General features: G+C 37.3%; 12 protein-coding genes and 1 pseudogene. All 13 read left to right on the top strand.

All coding sequences use genetic code 11. The features are described from left to right. Positions 1 to 26: 26 nt before the first annotated feature. Positions 27 to 1,367, top strand: a complete 1,341-nt coding sequence (gene glnA / locus IGL30_RS09795; RefSeq protein ID WP_010718711.1) for a type I glutamate--ammonia ligase — start codon at positions 27 to 29, stop codon at positions 1,365 to 1,367. A gap of 808 nt (positions 1,368 to 2,175) precedes the next feature. Next, positions 2,176 to 3,693, top strand: coding sequence for a hypothetical protein (locus tag IGL30_RS09790; protein WP_226062498.1), 1,518 nt, complete (start codon positions 2,176 to 2,178; stop codon positions 3,691 to 3,693). Positions 3,694 to 4,020: 327 nt separating this feature from the next. Continuing rightward, positions 4,021 to 5,631, top strand: a complete 1,611-nt coding sequence (locus tag IGL30_RS09785; protein ID WP_010718709.1) for a CTP synthase — start codon at positions 4,021 to 4,023, stop codon at positions 5,629 to 5,631. A 269-nt stretch (positions 5,632 to 5,900) separates the two neighbouring features. Beyond that, positions 5,901 to 6,770: a class II fructose-bisphosphate aldolase gene (locus IGL30_RS09780; RefSeq protein WP_010718708.1), complete on the top strand. Its 870-nt coding sequence runs from the start codon at positions 5,901 to 5,903 to the stop codon at positions 6,768 to 6,770. A gap of 221 nt (positions 6,771 to 6,991) precedes the next feature. Continuing rightward, positions 6,992 to 8,263 carry a UDP-N-acetylglucosamine 1-carboxyvinyltransferase gene (locus IGL30_RS09775; RefSeq protein WP_010718707.1) on the top strand — a complete coding sequence of 424 codons (1,272 nt, stop codon included), beginning with the start codon at positions 6,992 to 6,994 and terminating at the stop codon, positions 8,261 to 8,263. Next, the gene (rho, locus tag IGL30_RS09770) at positions 8,260 to 9,555 is read left to right on the top strand and encodes a transcription termination factor Rho (protein WP_010718706.1); all 1,296 of its coding nucleotides are present in this window, start codon (positions 8,260 to 8,262) and stop codon (positions 9,553 to 9,555) included. Before IGL30_RS09775 ends, rho begins: the two co-directional genes overlap by 4 nt. Positions 9,556 to 9,652: 97 nt before the next feature. Continuing rightward, on the top strand, positions 9,653 to 9,916 hold the full coding sequence (locus IGL30_RS09765; RefSeq protein WP_010718705.1) for a type B 50S ribosomal protein L31: 264 nt from the start codon (positions 9,653 to 9,655) through the stop codon (positions 9,914 to 9,916). A gap of 232 nt (positions 9,917 to 10,148) precedes the next feature. Further along, positions 10,149 to 11,378 (top strand): annotated as a pseudogene (locus IGL30_RS09760) (M60 family metallopeptidase); the annotation flags it as partial. A 96-nt stretch (positions 11,379 to 11,474) separates the two neighbouring features. Next, on the top strand, positions 11,475 to 11,675 hold the full coding sequence (locus IGL30_RS09755) for a carbohydrate-binding protein (RefSeq protein WP_325813097.1): 201 nt from the start codon (positions 11,475 to 11,477) through the stop codon (positions 11,673 to 11,675). 249 nt (positions 11,676 to 11,924) lie between these two features. Then, the gene (locus IGL30_RS09750) at positions 11,925 to 12,389 is read left to right on the top strand and encodes a PTS sugar transporter subunit IIA (protein ID WP_053765737.1); all 465 of its coding nucleotides are present in this window, start codon (positions 11,925 to 11,927) and stop codon (positions 12,387 to 12,389) included. 71 nt (positions 12,390 to 12,460) lie between these two features. After that, on the top strand, positions 12,461 to 13,888 hold the full coding sequence (locus IGL30_RS09745) for a PTS fructose transporter subunit IIC (RefSeq protein WP_123875151.1): 1,428 nt from the start codon (positions 12,461 to 12,463) through the stop codon (positions 13,886 to 13,888). Then, positions 13,888 to 14,751: a ketose-bisphosphate aldolase gene (locus IGL30_RS09740; protein ID WP_088745430.1), complete on the top strand. Its 864-nt coding sequence runs from the start codon at positions 13,888 to 13,890 to the stop codon at positions 14,749 to 14,751. The genes IGL30_RS09745 and IGL30_RS09740 overlap by 1 nt, the downstream gene beginning before the upstream one ends. Before the next feature lie 270 nt (positions 14,752 to 15,021). Then, the gene (locus IGL30_RS09735) at positions 15,022 to 15,792 is read left to right on the top strand and encodes a DeoR/GlpR family DNA-binding transcription regulator (RefSeq protein ID WP_010718700.1); all 771 of its coding nucleotides are present in this window, start codon (positions 15,022 to 15,024) and stop codon (positions 15,790 to 15,792) included. Positions 15,793 to 15,795 lie beyond the last annotated feature (3 nt).

The following is a 15,795-nucleotide window of genomic DNA, read 5'->3' as shown; positions in this document are numbered from 1 at the left end:
TATAAAGAAAAAGAAAGAGGGATACCATGGTAAAGAAACAAATAACTGGTGATGAAATTAAACGAATCATTGAAGAAGAGAACGTTCGATTTTTAAGATTAATGTTCACAGATATCTTAGGAACGATCAAAAATGTCGAAGTACCCGTTAGTCAAATCGATAAAGTACTTGAAAACAAAATGATGTTTGATGGTTCTTCGATCGAAGGTTTTGTTCGGATTGAAGAAAGCGATATGTATTTGTATCCTGATCTTTCAACATGGATGATCTTCCCTTGGGAAAGTGATCATGGCAAAGTAGCTCGTTTGATTTGTGATATCTATAACCCAGATGGCACACCTTTTGCAGGTGATCCACGCGGGAATTTGAAACGTGCATTAAAAGATATGCGCAACCTTGGATTTACCTCTTTCAACTTAGGTCCAGAACCAGAATTCTTCTTATTTAAGTTAGATGAAGATGGTGGAATCACGACCACGTTAAACGATAAAGGTGGATATTTTGATTTTGCACCAACAGATTTAGGTGAGAACTGTCGTCGTGATATTGTTTTAGAATTAGAAAGCCTTGGGTTTGAAGTAGAAGCTTCTCACCACGAAGTAGCTCCTGGGCAACATGAGATTGATTTTAAATATGCAGACGTTGTGGATGCTTGTGACAATATTCAAACATTCAAACTAGTCGTTAAAACAATTGCTCGTAAACATGGGTTACACGCAACGTTCATGCCTAAACCATTATTCGGGATCAATGGTTCGGGGATGCACTGTAATATGTCCTTGTTCAATGATGAAGGAAATGTCTTTTATGACAAAGATGGCGATTTAGAACTTAGCCAAACAGCGTATCATTTCCTAGGTGGGCTATTGAAACATGCTCGTGCCTATACAGCGGTTTGCAATCCGACCGTCAACTCATATAAACGTTTAGTTCCTGGCTATGAAGCACCAGTATATGTGGCATGGAGCGGTCGCAATCGTTCACCATTAGTCCGTGTTCCAGAATCACGTGGCTTATCCACACGTTTGGAATTGCGTTCAGTTGATCCATCTGCTAACCCATATTTAGCAATGGCTGTTTTATTACAAGCTGGATTAGATGGTGTCCGTAATGAAATCACACCACCAGCAGCGGTGGACCGAAATATTTATGTGATGAACGAAGAAGAACGAGAAGAAGCCCACATTCAAGATCTTCCTTCAACGATCCATAATGCAATCAAAGAATTAAGAAAAGACAAAGTAATGATCGATGCATTGGGACAACATATCTTTTCGAACTTTGTCGAAGCAAAACGCTTAGAATGGGCAGCCTTTAGACAAACTGTTTCAGAATGGGAAAGAGAACAATACTTGGAATTATATTGATTATCGCTTCCCCATTAGAATACGAATAATTGGAGTTGAAGATATCAATCTCACTTCACTTTAAAAACGAGTGAATGGTTTTTAAGCATTAGCTCCTTGAAGTAAGTCTGAATTTTTCAAAACATGAGAATCTGTTTCGAGGGTTTCATCCTTAATACTCAGGGCAAACCGCTCTTTTCACAGCCTTCTTTTGCATGATAACAGGACAATAAGCCAAAATTTTACGAAAAATAAGTACGACTGAAGAGAAAGTTAGTTTGTTTCACTGATTTCTTAGTCGCTGAAGACTTATTTTAGGAAATTTTGGCTTATTTTGTTCGCGCATTGTTTGGTGAGTAACTTATGTGGTGGGACAACAAAAAACTCCTGAAGAATACACTTCAGGAGTACGAGAATGAGAAACGGATGATGTTAAGTTATTCTGAATCACAAATAACTGGTTGGATTGTGTAACGAAATCATTCTCTACGAGTAGTATACAGCTATTTCTGATTGAAATTTTTTTTAAAATTTTAATGGAAAAAAAATTATTTGCAAAATATGAATAACACACCTATTCTATAGTATAAAAAAATTTTTTTCATTTTTTTTGTGTAGAATTTTTCTAAGAATATTCTTGTTTTACAGTGATTATTGCACTCCTGGTTGATACGCACAAGTAAAAAATGAGTTCATTGAAGATTGTATATGATGATAAATAATTGAATTTTTTTAATTTGAGCATACCTATTTCTTCTGGGGGGAAAATTAGGTATGCTAAAATTAAAGTTATTGCCTTATTATTATATTATAAAGGAGGCATAAATTTATGAATAAAGTTGAATTAGATCAAATAATCAAAGATATGAATGAAGGATTAGAGGAAGATGAAGAAGAAATATTTTTATTAGACCTACGTACTTATTCTAAAGATGAAATCAATTACGTAGTAGATCGTCTTAATCTGGATGATCATACTCGTGAACAGGTTAGAACATCACAAATTAATTCAATGAAAAAACATCAAGTGCGAAAAAAAAATTTATTAAGAGACGAAAAACTTAGAGCTGTTCATAAAAATTTAAACAAACAAAGTGAGGAAGTCAATTCATTCTCTGATCGCTCAAAGATGATAGATACAGTTGTTGCATCTATCAATCAATTGATTCATGATCCGGAAATTAATGTTATTCAACCAATAGACGATATTGATATAAGTGAGGCATTAGACGTCTTCTTTGAAAAAACCTATTTTACACCAGATGAAATAAATTCTACTATTGATAAGCTAGAACTAGCAAATAAAGAAAATCTTCGTGAAACAATTAGAAAAAGGGAGATTGAAGAAGAACCTCGACGTAAAATCAAGTTTTTAAAAGAAGAACGAATACAAAAAATTAACGAAATGGTGCAACAGTCGATGACATCAAGGACGTTCACAGAGGTTGCAGAGAGTCTTAAAAAAATGTATTCAGAGTTACCTTACAAAGTTAATGAGGCTGATTTAAGTGAGGATATAGAATTTGTAATAGAAAATTTTAAGATGAAACCTAATGATATTGGTTCTTTCGTGGACTTGTTTGACCTCAGTCCTGATACTCGTAATAAAATTAAAGAATCACAAAAGAAAAGAATTGAGGAGATGAAGGCAATAAGGGATACTGAACTTTCAATAAAAATAGAAAGGTTGAGAATGCGCCGTCCTTTTACCCTGATACAGGATATCACTTCAGTACTTCGTGAGCAAATGAATGACCCAGTTATTCCACTTGCACAACACGAGGTTGTATCTATATTAGAAGAGAATTTAGATATACCACATAGTACAACAATAGAAGGTACTTCAAGACGTGTTTTGCCTCTTAGGCAGAATGAATATAGGGAAATTATACATAATCTTGGTTTGAGCGTGGAAAACGTAAATGAACGTTGGCAATTTAACCGCCATGCTGTAGAACTGCTGACTAACTATGCTGAATTCAATATGTTACAGTATCCACAAACAGATCTTGTGCATGGCAATCCACAGGAACTTTCAAACCTTGAATTATATAAAAGAGAATTTAGAGAGTTGGTTAATGAAAGTGTAGGCAAGGTGGGAACTAAAGCTGAAGATAAATTAGGTTTTCAAGCTGAATTTTCTAATTTGACCCCCGGACAACAGGAACAGGTAATGAAAAAAGTGGAGGATTTTAAGAAAAGAAGACAAGAAAACTGGAAACAATTAGATGTAGAAAAATTGTCACCGTTAAAAAATAGGACAGAAAAATTCAATGCTGCAGGAACGAGAAGTACAAACACATCTGAAAAACAAGGACAAAAATCTTCTAGAGATCATCAAAGATAGTCTAGTGAATGAGTAAAGAAGTCGTATGGCTAATCGTTCTTACTAAAAGAATGAGTGTACTATTTTTCGTGCAGTTTTTTATTAGAGAGTGAACTACCTGTTTTCATTTATCAATGACGTTGGATTATTCTTATGACTAACGACATCTGCAACGTTAAATTAGAGGCTTGACTTTCTTCAAATTTGCTTGTAGTATACTCATTGGGCACCCTTTTAAAGGGTCAGAAGTTCACAGAAATTTTGCTCCCTATTCTAACTAGAATAGGGAGCTTTGTTCATTTTCTGGGACTTTTCCTGCAGATAAAAGAAGAAGGAGTTTTTGAACTTATGACAAAATACATTTTTGTAACGGGCGGCGTAGTTTCATCGATTGGTAAAGGAATCGTTGCAGCTTCTTTAGGTCGTTTGTTGAAAAATCGTGGCTTAAAAGTAACCATCCAAAAATTTGATCCCTACATCAACGTAGACCCGGGAACGATGAGTCCGTACCAACACGGAGAAGTTTTTGTAACAGACGACGGAGCAGAAACTGATTTGGATCTAGGCCATTATGAACGTTTTATCGATATCAATTTGAACAAATACTCCAATGTTACTACAGGGAAAATTTATTCAGAAGTACTTCGTAAAGAACGAAAAGGGGAATACTTAGGAGCAACTGTTCAAGTCATCCCTCATATCACAAATGAAATCAAAGAGAAAATCATGCGTGCAGCAAAAATGACTGATTCAGACGTGATCATCACTGAAGTTGGCGGAACAGTCGGCGATATCGAATCTTTACCATTTTTAGAAGCACTACGCCAAATGAAGGCGGATGTTGGTGCTGATAACGTGATGTATATCCACACAACATTGATTCCTTATCTAAAAGCTGCGGGAGAAATGAAAACTAAACCAACTCAACATAGTGTAAAAGAATTACGTGGTTTAGGAATCCAACCTAATATCTTGGTGGTTCGAACAGAGCAACCTGTTTCACAAAATGTGAAAAATAAATTAGCACAATTTTGTGACGTAGAACCCGAAGCGGTCATTGAATCACCAGATGTGGACACTCTTTACTCTATTCCGTTGCTTTTACAAAAACAAGGCATGGATCGCATCGTTTGTGAACATTTGAAACTAGAAACGCCAGAAGCTGATATGGAAGAATGGAAACAATTAGAAGAAAAAGTATTGAATCTGAAGAAAAAAGTCCGAATTGCTTTAGTAGGTAAATATGTAGAATTACCAGATGCTTATATCTCAGTTGTTGAAGCGTTGAAACATTCAGGCTTTGCTTTTGATGCGGATATCGAACTTGACTGGATCAAGGCTCAAGATTTAACTAAAGAAAATGTTGCAGAATATTTGAAAGATGCAGATGGCATCTTAGTACCTGGTGGTTTTGGCGATCGTGGGGTCGAAGGAAAAATCGAAGCCATCCGTTACGCTCGTGAAAATGATGTGCCTTTCTTAGGTATTTGTTTAGGCATGCAAATGGCGTGTGTGGAGTTTGCTCGTAATGTGGTTGGTTTGGAAGATGCTGCTTCAGCAGAAACTACACCAGAAACAACGAACAATATCATTGATTTGATGGCAGACCAAGAAAATATCGAAAACTTAGGTGGAACGTTACGTCTAGGTCTTTACCCATGTAAAATTAAAAAAGGAACGAAAACAGCCGAAGCTTATGACGGAGCCGATGTAGTACAAGAACGTCACCGTCATCGTTATGAATTCAACAATAAATACCGTCAATTATTTGAAGAAAAAGGATTAGTATTCTCAGGTGTTTCTCCTGATAATCGTTTAGTGGAAATCGTGGAATTAACAGAGAAAAAATTCTTTGTTGGTTGTCAATTCCATCCAGAATTGATCTCAAGACCAAATCGCCCACAAAAATTGATCAAAGGATTTGTCGGAGCTGCTTTGTCTGAACGTGAAGGAAAATAAGCGGGACAAATACGCTTTTAATGTTTCAGATGAATTTAGAGAAAACAGTTATAAATAAATTGTTATTGTTTGAACAATAAAAAACGATAAACTAGCCATTTTTGACTAAATCAGCCAACTGAAAACCTTATTTTTTGCAAAAAAGTTCTTGAAAATTTTCATTTTCATTGATTTTAGTAGAAAACTCTGAAAATGTTTGGTAAAATAGGTTCGTTGGTTAAGGATAGTCTTAACAAATTTAGTTTTACAAAACTTAGGAGGAATTTATTATGCCAGTAGTATCAGGAGCTGAATTTTTAAAAGCTGCTCGTAAAGGCGGTTACGCTGTCGGCGGATTCAATACAAATAACTTAGAATGGACTCAAGCAATCCTTGAAGCAGCTGAAGCAAAACAAGCACCAGTACTTATCCAAACTTCAATGGGTGCGGCTAAATACATGGGCGGCTACAAAGTTGCTAAAGATATTATTTGTGACTTAGTTGAATCAATGAACATCACTGTTCCTGTTGCCATCCACTTAGACCATGGTGACTATGATGCAGCTATGGAATGTATCGAAGTAGGCTATACTTCAGTTATGTTTGACGGTTCTCACTTACCATTTGAAGAAAACTTGAAATTAGCGAAAGAAGTTGTAGAAAAAGCTCACGCTAAAGGAATTTCTGTTGAATGTGAAGTTGGTTCAATCGGCGGAGAAGAAGATGGAATCATCGGTAACGGTGAATTAGCAGATATCGAAGAATGCAAACAAATGGTTGCTACAGGAATCGACTACCTAGCATGTGGTATCGGTAACATCCATGGTCAATATCCAGAAAACTGGAATGGTTTAGCATTTGATCATTTACAAGCAATCGCTGATGCTGTAGGTCCAGATATGCCTTTAGTATTACATGGTGGATCAGGTATTCCTCAAGAACAAATCCAAAAAGCAATTTCAATGGGTGTTTCTAAAGTAAACGTAAATACTGAATTCCAATTATCATTTGCTAAAGCTACTCGTGAATATATCGAAGCTGGTAAAGATAAAGAAGGAAAAGGTTTTGACCCTCGTAAATTGTTAGCACCAGGTAAAGCTGCAATCATTAAAGATGCAGAAGAACACATTGATTGGTTCGGTTCAGCTAACAAAGCTTAATTAATCGATTAAGAATGCCGTGAAACAGGTTCAACCTGTTTTGCGGTTTTTTTTTCGCAAATTGATAATCGTTCACTTTGATAAACATTTGTCCATCTTTTTTCAGAATAGACCTTTGATTTTTGAGGAAATAAAAAAGAATGGGAACTCGTTTCTTTATTTCATCTATGATAAAATACAAGCATGTGTAATAAAATTGAACAATAACAAGGTGGAAATCAATGAAAAAAATCATAATTGAAGGAAATCGTCCGTTAACTGGTGAAGTAACGATCAGTGGGGCTAAAAATAGTGCAGTGGCTTTGATTCCTGCAGCGATTTTAGCAGATTCTCCGGTTATTTTAGAAGGCGTACCTGATATTCAGGATGTTCATTCACTAATCGAAATTTTAGAAATCATGGGAGCAAAAATCCATTTTTCACAAAATATTTTAGAAATTGATCCCCGCGGTATCGTCTCTGTGCCCATGCCAAGTGGTAAGATCAATAGTCTACGGGCTTCCTATTATTTTATGGGGGCACTGCTTGGAAAATTTGGTGAGGCAGTGGTTGGTTTGCCAGGTGGTTGCTACTTAGGACCACGACCAATTGATTTACATGTCAAGGGTTTCGAAGCATTAGGTGCTTCAGTCAATAATGAACATGGTGCAATGTATTTACGGACCGACCAACAGGGATTACAGGGAAATCGGATTTTCATGGATGTCGTTTCAGTCGGTGCAACGATCAATGTGATGCTGGCTGCTATTAAAGCGAAAGGTCAGACAGTAATCGAAAATGCCGCTCGTGAACCAGAGATCATCGATGTTGCTACTTTGTTAAATAATATGGGTGCCAAAGTGCGAGGAGCAGGGACGGATGTGATCCGGATCGAAGGTGTAGACAAACTCCATGGTTGTCGCCATTTCATGATCCCTGATCGAATCGAAGCAGGGACTTATCTAGCGCTTGCTGCAGCAGCAGGAAATGGTGTTAAGATCAAAAATGTGATTTACGAACATTTAGAAAGTTTTATTGCTAAACTTCAAGAAATGGGCGTAAACATGACGATTAGAGAAGATGAGATTGAAGTGTTTCCGTCTAAAGAGTTAAAAGCGGTGAATGTGATGACTTATCCATATCCTGGGTTTGCAACAGACTTACAACAACCATTGACTCCCCTCTTATTAATGACCAAAGGAACAGCTGAAATCACAGATACGATCTATGCTAAACGTGTGAATCATGTGCCTGAATTAGCACGTATGGGTGCTGATATATCAGTGGAAGGGAATTTGATCATTACAAATGGACCAAATAAACTTCATGGAACAGAGGTAGTCGCTTCTGACCTTCGAGCAGGTGCTTGTTTAGTTATTGCAGGTCTCATGGCTGAAGGAACAACTACTATTTATAACGTAGAATATATTTTACGTGGTTATGATCATATTATTGAAAAATTGACGGCATTAGGTGCTGAAATCCAAATGGTGGAGGAAGTGGAAGCTGAATGAGTGATTATTTAACGATGGCGGAACTGGAAAATAAGACATTAAAAGAGGTCTACAGTTACGCAAAAGAATTTAAGATTCCTTATTATAGCAAAATGAATAAAAAAGAATTATCTTTAGCTGTGATTCGGGCGCAAGCAGAAAAACAAGGGTTTTATTATATGGAAGGAATCTTAGATATCGTTGGACAAGATGGGTATGGTTTTTTACGACCAATCAATTATGGGCCAAGTGTAGAAGATATCTATATCTCTGCTTCACAAATAAGACGGTTTAGTTTGCGAAATGGAGATAAAGTAGCAGGAAAGGCTCGCCCACCTAAAGAGTCAGAACGTTATTATGGGTTGATGCACGTGGAAAGTGTAAATGGAAAAGACCCAGAAGAAGCAAAAGAACGTCCGCATTTTCCAGCATTGACACCTCTGTATCCTCAAGAACAGCTTAGGTTAGAAACAACCTCTCAAAGACTAGCAACAAGAATGATCGATATCTTCTCACCAGTAGGTTTTGGTCAACGTGGCTTGATCGTAGCACCTCCTAAAGCCGGAAAAACTTCTGTGTTAAAGGAAATCGCCAATGGAATCACTGAAAATCATCCAGAAGTAGAACTGATCGTTCTTCTGATCGATGAACGCCCAGAAGAAGTCACGGATTTGGAACGAAGCGTCAAAGGTGATGTCGTTTCATCTACTTTCGATTTACAACCACAAAATCATACAAGGGTATCTGAGTTGGTCCTGGAAAGAGCGATGCGTTTAGTCGAAGATAAACGAGATGTCGTGATCTTGATGGACAGTATTACCCGATTAGCTAGAGCTTACAATTTAGTCGTACCGCCAAGTGGTCGTACATTGAGTGGGGGAATCGATCCAGCCGCACTATATAAACCAAAAAAATTCTTCGGAGCAGCTAGAAATATCGAAGAAGGTGGAAGCTTGACGATCTTAGCAACTGCCTTAGTCGATACGGGTAGCCGAATGGATGATGTGATCTATGAAGAGTTTAAAGGAACAGGGAATTTAGAACTTCAACTGTCTCGTGAACTATCTGAGCGTCGTATCTTCCCTGCCATTGATATCAAGAAATCTGGTACGAGAAAAGAAGAGCTTCTAATGCCAGAAGATCAATTAGAAGAAATTTGGAAGTTACGAAAGAATATGGTCGGCGATTCATTGGAATACACCGAACAATTGATCCGTTTTTTAAGAAAAACCAAAAACAATCAACAATTTTTCAAAGAATTCCAAGATGTCTCGTTCGGTAAAAAAAATCAGACAAGAAATCTAAAAAGATAATTGCAACGTTGTTAGAAACATGTTAAGATGTTACTGTTGTATATCGACAAATCAACTCTGGTTCAGCAAATGGGTCAGGGCAAAGGAGCGAAAACGCATGAAAGAAAACATCCATCCAGATTACCATCCAGTAGTGTTCTTGGATTCAACAACTGGCTTTAAATTCTTGTCAGGTTCAACAAAAACTTCACAAGAAACAGTTGAATGGGAAGACGGTAATACATACCCAGTCATCCGTGTCGAAGTTACTTCTGACTCACATCCATTCTATACTGGACGTCAAAAATTCACACAAGCAGACGGACGTGTGGACCGTTTCAACAAAAAATACGGTCTCAAAGACGCAAACGCTGCAGAATAATCAAAACATTGTTCATACGATGTTTAGCAGACTATCTGATAAGGGTAGTCTGTTTTTTTTGTGTTTTCTGTTTCTGATAATCAAAAAATGGTCACTAAAAATTTATCATACCATATTATTTAAAAGTCTGATTTTCATTATTTCCTTCTGTTGGAAAAAAACGACAACATTTATAAAATAATGCATGTTAATGTTATATTATAAATAAAAAATAACATTAAGGGGTGCTGATATGAGTAAGAAAAAAGCAATGATCTTGGGGTCTTTACTGTTCAGTATGGTTATTTTATCAAATGACCTAAATGTTGAGGCAACAGTAAATGAACCGACTATTGGGACGGAAGTCGTTCTTTCAGAGCGAAGTAATGAAAACGTTTCAACGGTTTTGAATGCTTATCAAAGTGAGGATGTTGAGAGTTATCGGGAAGAAATCGGTAATTGGTTTGGTCCTAGTAGCAATCAATCTACAGGGATCTATAAACGTAAAAATGATACGATCGAAATTTATGTAGATGAAACGGCGCAACAACTACCGACGTATACGATTACCAGGGCTAGTCTGAAAGATTATCTCGAAGGGGCAACGAAAGGGAAACGACTAAATAGAGGAAGAAACGTCATTTCCGGTACCCAAGAAGGTGTGATCCATATCCAAAATGAATCCACTCGCATCACGCAACAAAAAACGAGAATTGAAATACGTGGTGGTATTACAATTCCACGTTTTATTCTAGGAAAAATGACCAATAAAGATTGGCAGAATGAAGTAAGAAATCATCCAAATGCACCTGCCTATGAATTGGTCAGTGATCGAGTTTTGGTTACAGGATCCCACAAAACAATTAATTATGTGAAGGACCCAACTAAAATTTTAACAACGAAAGAAAAAGTAATTGATCTTCACGATCAAACAGCCGGACTAGATAATAGCGCTACAATCCATCGTCAACCAACTGGCTTAGTTCAACATATGCGTGAAACGAGTGCCAGAGAAGATTATATGTACGCGTATGAACAACATACTGGTTTTAATTATGCAGATGGAATGAGAGTCTTGTTAGATCCAGACGGTTCCTCACAGTGGGGGATTTGGCATGAATTAGGTCATACCTATCAAATTGATGATATGGGTTGGGAGGATATGACCGAAGTGACCGTGAATATCTTTTCGATGCGGGTACAAAAAGCATTAGGACAGCGTAGTCGTTTAGAAGAAGATCGCGTATATACGGATATTTTCAATTATTTGAATCGAAGTCAATCGAAAAATTTTGATAAACAAGATGAATTTGTTCGACTAGGAATGTTTTGACAGTTGGAATTAGCATTTGGCAGCGACTTCTATCCTAAACTACATCAGTTATACCGTGAAGAAAGTCCACAGCTATGGACAGAACAAGACAAGCGACAACATTTTATCTTATCTGCTTCAAAGATCAGTAACAAAAATCTAACGCCATTTTTTGAAAAATGGGCTATCGAAGTTACTGCTGATACTAAAAAAAAATTAGCAAGACTACCAAAATTAACGAAGAAAATCTGGGAATATCGTGATGAAATGAAAGGTGATGTAGGAAATATTACCGATGATGATAATAACAATGGCAACACGGAAGATCCTTCAATTGAAACTTGGGATAAAGATAAAGTGTATGTTGCTGGGGATATTGTCATGTATAAAGGTGTAAAATATCGTGCAAAATGGTGGAATACCGATAAAGTTCCTGGAGAAACGATTGACTGGGAAAGAATTGATTGATCATCAATAAACACAACGTATTTTGATTGTAACGGTCAAAATACGTTGTGTTTTTTTATATAAGTAAGGTCTGAAACACATGAACCTCTTATTTTGATGATCACTATCGATCATTTTTTTGACTGATTTTTTAAAATTTTGATCCATTTTTCGTTATTCGTTCAAAGCATTGAATGGCTGAATTAGGGATGCTATACTTGCCACAGTTATTAGAAAGCGTTAACAAATAGTGAAAGGAGGCTATATGGAGTGGAGATTAGTCAACTGATTTCAGAAGAATTGATTCTTTTCGATGACTCAATTCGATCAAAAAAATCATTATTTGAATGTATCGGTACTACACTTGAAACCACACATAGAGTAAAAAGTGCAAAAAAAATAATCAAAGCATTATTCAAAAGAGAAGAGGAAGTGCCTACAGGGATTGAAGCTGGATTTGGTATCCCACATGCTAAAAGCAAGGCTGTCATTACACCAACCATTTGTTTTGTTCGTAGCAGCCAGATTACAGAATATCTTGGCTTAGATGGGGAGCCAATTGCATATACTTTTGCAATCGTGGTTCCTGCAAACGCTGCTGACAGTCATCTTGAGATTCTCAGTGCGTTGTCAAGGCGATTAATTGATCCAAACTTTAGAAAACAAATCAAAGAAGCAAATTCAGCCTCAGAAATTATGACCGTTTTAAAAAATGAAGAAAAAGCAATCCGTTAAATGAATCATCGAATAATGTCACACGCATCAACTGAGACCGTTATTGAATAAGCAGATAGGGGAGAATAACGATGAAAATAATTGGTGTTACCGCATGTCCTACGGGAATTGCGCATACGTATATGTCCGCTGAGAAATTAGAAGGGACTGCTAAAAAACTAGGCCATGATGCAAAGTTTGAAACGCAAGGAATCAAAACGGAAAATAGGTTAACTACAAAAGAGATTGCTGAAGCAGATGCGATTATTCTAGCAATTGATAAAGAAATTGATATGCAACGTTTTACGGGTAAAAGAATCAAAAAAGTTTCAACGAGTCGAGCAATTAAAGAACCAGAATTGGTAATTGATGAAGCATTAAAAGGGATCAATACGTTAGAAATTGCTCAATCAGTTGAACAAACAAAAGCCACGAAACAAAAAGCCACACTTTATAACCATTTTATGAGTGGTGTGAACTATATGTTACCGTTTGTGATTGCGGGCGGAATTATTATCGCATTAAGTTTTGCTTTTGGGATCACTGCAGCGGATCCTGAATCAGCTGACTATAATGTCCTAGCTGCCGCATTTTCTAGAATTGGCGGAGACACCGCTTTTGCTATGATGGTGCCAGCTTTAGGGGCAGGGATTGCGACCTCTATTGCGGGGAAAGCTGGCTTTGCACCTGGGATCGTGGCAGGGCTACTGGCATCTACTGGTGGTTCTGGATTTCTTGGGGGGATGATTGGGGGGCTGTTAGCAGGGTATGTGACAGATTTTCTGGCAAATAAAATTCCTGTAAAAAAAGGTATCTTAGCGATGTATCAATTGATCGTCGTTCCGTTAATATCTATCTTGATCATTGGTTTAGCAATGGTTTTTGTAATCGAACAACCCATTTCGTGGTTATTAGAAGTATTAACCAATTGGTTGAATAGTTTAGGTAATACTTCCGGATTAATGTTTGGCTTGATCATCGGCGTGATGATGGCAGCTGATATGGGAGGGCCGATCAATAAATCGATCTCAACTTTTTCCATTGGTTTGATGTCTGCCGGAGTCAATGCACCGATCGCAGCATGTATGGCAGCTGGAATGACCCCACCGCTGGGGATCGCTTTAGCCACACTGTTGTTCAAGAAAAAATTTACGAAAGAAGAACGGACTTCTGGTCAATCTTGTTGGGTGCTTGGTGCTTCTTATATTACAGAAGGAGCGATTCCCTTCGCAGTTTCAGATCCGATTCGAGTCATTCCGAGCTTGATTCTCGGCTCTGCTACTGCAGCGGGTATCTCAATGGCTGCCGGTGTCACATCCATTGCTCCTCATGGTGGGATTTGGGTCATGCTGATACCTAACGTGATCAATCACCTACCCATGTATTTGCTAGCGATTGGTGCTGGGACAGTAGTTACGGCTCTTTCACTTGGATTATTAAAGAAATCAAGCGAAGAACAAGTCGGAAATGAAGAAAAAATAGTGAAGCAAGAAAAAATAATAAATGAGGTGGAAGTATAATGTTATATACAATGAAAGAGTTATTGAAAGTAGCTAAAGACAATCAATTTGCTGTTCCTGCTTTTAATATTTGTAGTTATGATATGTTAAAGGCAATCATGGAAGAAGTAGAACGGTTAAATGCACCAGTGATTTTAGAGATCCATCCCGATGAGATTGCTTACTTGAATGATGAATTTGTTGCTGCTGTTCGAGCTTATGCGCATAAAAGTAAAGTACCTGTAGTCATCCATCTTGACCATGGCGGTAAAGTAAGTGATGTGTTACGTGCCATCCGCAATGGCTATACCTCGGTCATGATTGATGCCTCCTTACAATCGTTTGATGAAAATATAAAGATAACTAAAGAAGTGGTGGCTCTAGCTCACGAGGTAGATGTGTCAGTCGAAGCAGAAATTGGTACGATTGGGAATAATGGGTCAGCAGAAGGTGGGGCAGCTAATATTATTTACACAGATCCTGAACAAGCAAAACAGTTTGTTGAAGAAACGAATATTGATACATTAGCTATCGCTATTGGAACAGCACATGGCTTATATCCTAAAGATAAAACACCAAAACTGAATATCGAGTTATTGAAAGAATTGAATGAGACCATCGATTTGCCGTTTGTTTTGCATGGTGGTTCAGGAAATCCGGATAAAGAAGTAAGCGAAGCAGTTAAATATGGTGTAGCTAAGGTCAACCTTAGTTCGGATCTTAAAAGTGTCTTTTTCGATGCTTTAAGAGAAATCTTAAATGAAAACCCGGAAATGTATGAACCGAATATGATCTACCCTTATGCGAATCAAAAAGTACAGGAAGTAGTGAAACATAAAATGACGATCTTAAACACGATCGATCAAGCCAAGTGTTATAAATAAGACGAATTTCTCACCGTTTATTCGTTTTAGAGATACTAGAAGAGACCGAGACAAGTTTTGGCTCAGTCTCCAATGAAATCGAAATCGAGTGGTCATGAAAAAATGCTCAGTATTTCTAGGAATAAGCCAATGAATCGCTAACTTTAGTTGTTTCGGCTGATGTCCTATAGCGAAGCATTTTCATTCTAACCGCTCGATTCTGTTTTTGGATGTAGGTGGAGGCATCTTTGTTTATGGTAAAATAAAGCGAATGAGAAAGGAGTGGGGAAGATGTTAAGTGACGTAGAAGAGCGACAACAAACGATTGTCAATCATTTGAAAATCAACCAATTTGCCAGGATTACTGAATTGATCGATTTAGTAAATTACAGTGAAGCGACAGTGAAACGAGATCTTGTTGTCTTAGAACAAAGTGGTCTGATCCGAAGAGTCCGTGGTGGGGCTATGTTAGTAGATAATCAGAAAATCGATGTACCATATATGATGAAAATCACCCATTTAGAGGAAGAAAGTGAAAAACGTTATATTGCGGATATTGCAGCTAATTTGATCAAAGATGATATGGTTTTATTTTTAGACTCTAGTACAACTAGTTTGCATTTAGTTCGAAATTTAGGTCGATTTGAGGGGCTGCAAATCATTACGAATGGGGTCATTACTGCTGCGATGCTAAGTGAATTTACTTCAGCAAAAGTATCGATCGTCGGTGGTAAAATCGTTCAAAAACGAGCAACGATCAACGGAGCAAAAGCGTATAATGATATTTTGACTTATGCTGCTGACCTTGCAATCATCAGCTGTCGAGGATTTGATTTTAATCAAGGCGTGACGGAAACGCATGAAGGAGAAGCGTTAGTAAAAAGAGCGTTTCGTAAACAAGCCAATCATTTGATGGTGTTAGCTACACAGGATAAATTAGAACAACGCTTCATTCATCAAGCAATTGCTAGTCATGAAATCGATTATTTAGTGACCAGTCAGAAATTAACGAACGAACAATTGAAAAAAATCCATGAACACCACACAGAGTGTTTTTATTAATCA

Origin of the sequence: Enterococcus sp. DIV1089c, from assembly GCF_050530965.1 — a bacterium.
In the GTDB taxonomy this organism is placed as follows: domain Bacteria; phylum Bacillota; class Bacilli; order Lactobacillales; family Enterococcaceae; genus Enterococcus_B; species Enterococcus_B hirae.
The sequence above is the reverse complement of the archived record's forward strand: the minus strand, read 5'-3'. Positions and strand labels throughout refer to the sequence as shown.

Excerpts from the sequence above, each read along its gene's own strand:
- glnA (WP_010718711.1), top strand. The coding sequence starts at position 27 with ATGGTAAAGAAACAAATAACTGGTGATGAAATTAAACGAATCATTGAA.
- IGL30_RS09790 (WP_226062498.1), top strand. The coding sequence starts at position 2,176 with ATGAATAAAGTTGAATTAGATCAAATAATCAAAGATATGAATGAAGGA.
- IGL30_RS09785 (WP_010718709.1), top strand. The coding sequence starts at position 4,021 with ATGACAAAATACATTTTTGTAACGGGCGGCGTAGTTTCATCGATTGGT.
- IGL30_RS09780 (WP_010718708.1), top strand. The coding sequence starts at position 5,901 with ATGCCAGTAGTATCAGGAGCTGAATTTTTAAAAGCTGCTCGTAAAGGC.
- IGL30_RS09775 (WP_010718707.1), top strand. The coding sequence starts at position 6,992 with ATGAAAAAAATCATAATTGAAGGAAATCGTCCGTTAACTGGTGAAGTA.
- rho (WP_010718706.1), top strand. The coding sequence starts at position 8,260 with ATGAGTGATTATTTAACGATGGCGGAACTGGAAAATAAGACATTAAAA.
- IGL30_RS09765 (WP_010718705.1), top strand. The coding sequence starts at position 9,653 with ATGAAAGAAAACATCCATCCAGATTACCATCCAGTAGTGTTCTTGGAT.
- IGL30_RS09755 (WP_325813097.1), top strand. The coding sequence starts at position 11,475 with ATGAAAGGTGATGTAGGAAATATTACCGATGATGATAATAACAATGGC.
- IGL30_RS09745 (WP_123875151.1), top strand. The coding sequence starts at position 12,461 with ATGAAAATAATTGGTGTTACCGCATGTCCTACGGGAATTGCGCATACG.
- IGL30_RS09740 (WP_088745430.1), top strand. The coding sequence starts at position 13,888 with ATGTTATATACAATGAAAGAGTTATTGAAAGTAGCTAAAGACAATCAA.
- IGL30_RS09735 (WP_010718700.1), top strand. The coding sequence starts at position 15,022 with ATGTTAAGTGACGTAGAAGAGCGACAACAAACGATTGTCAATCATTTG.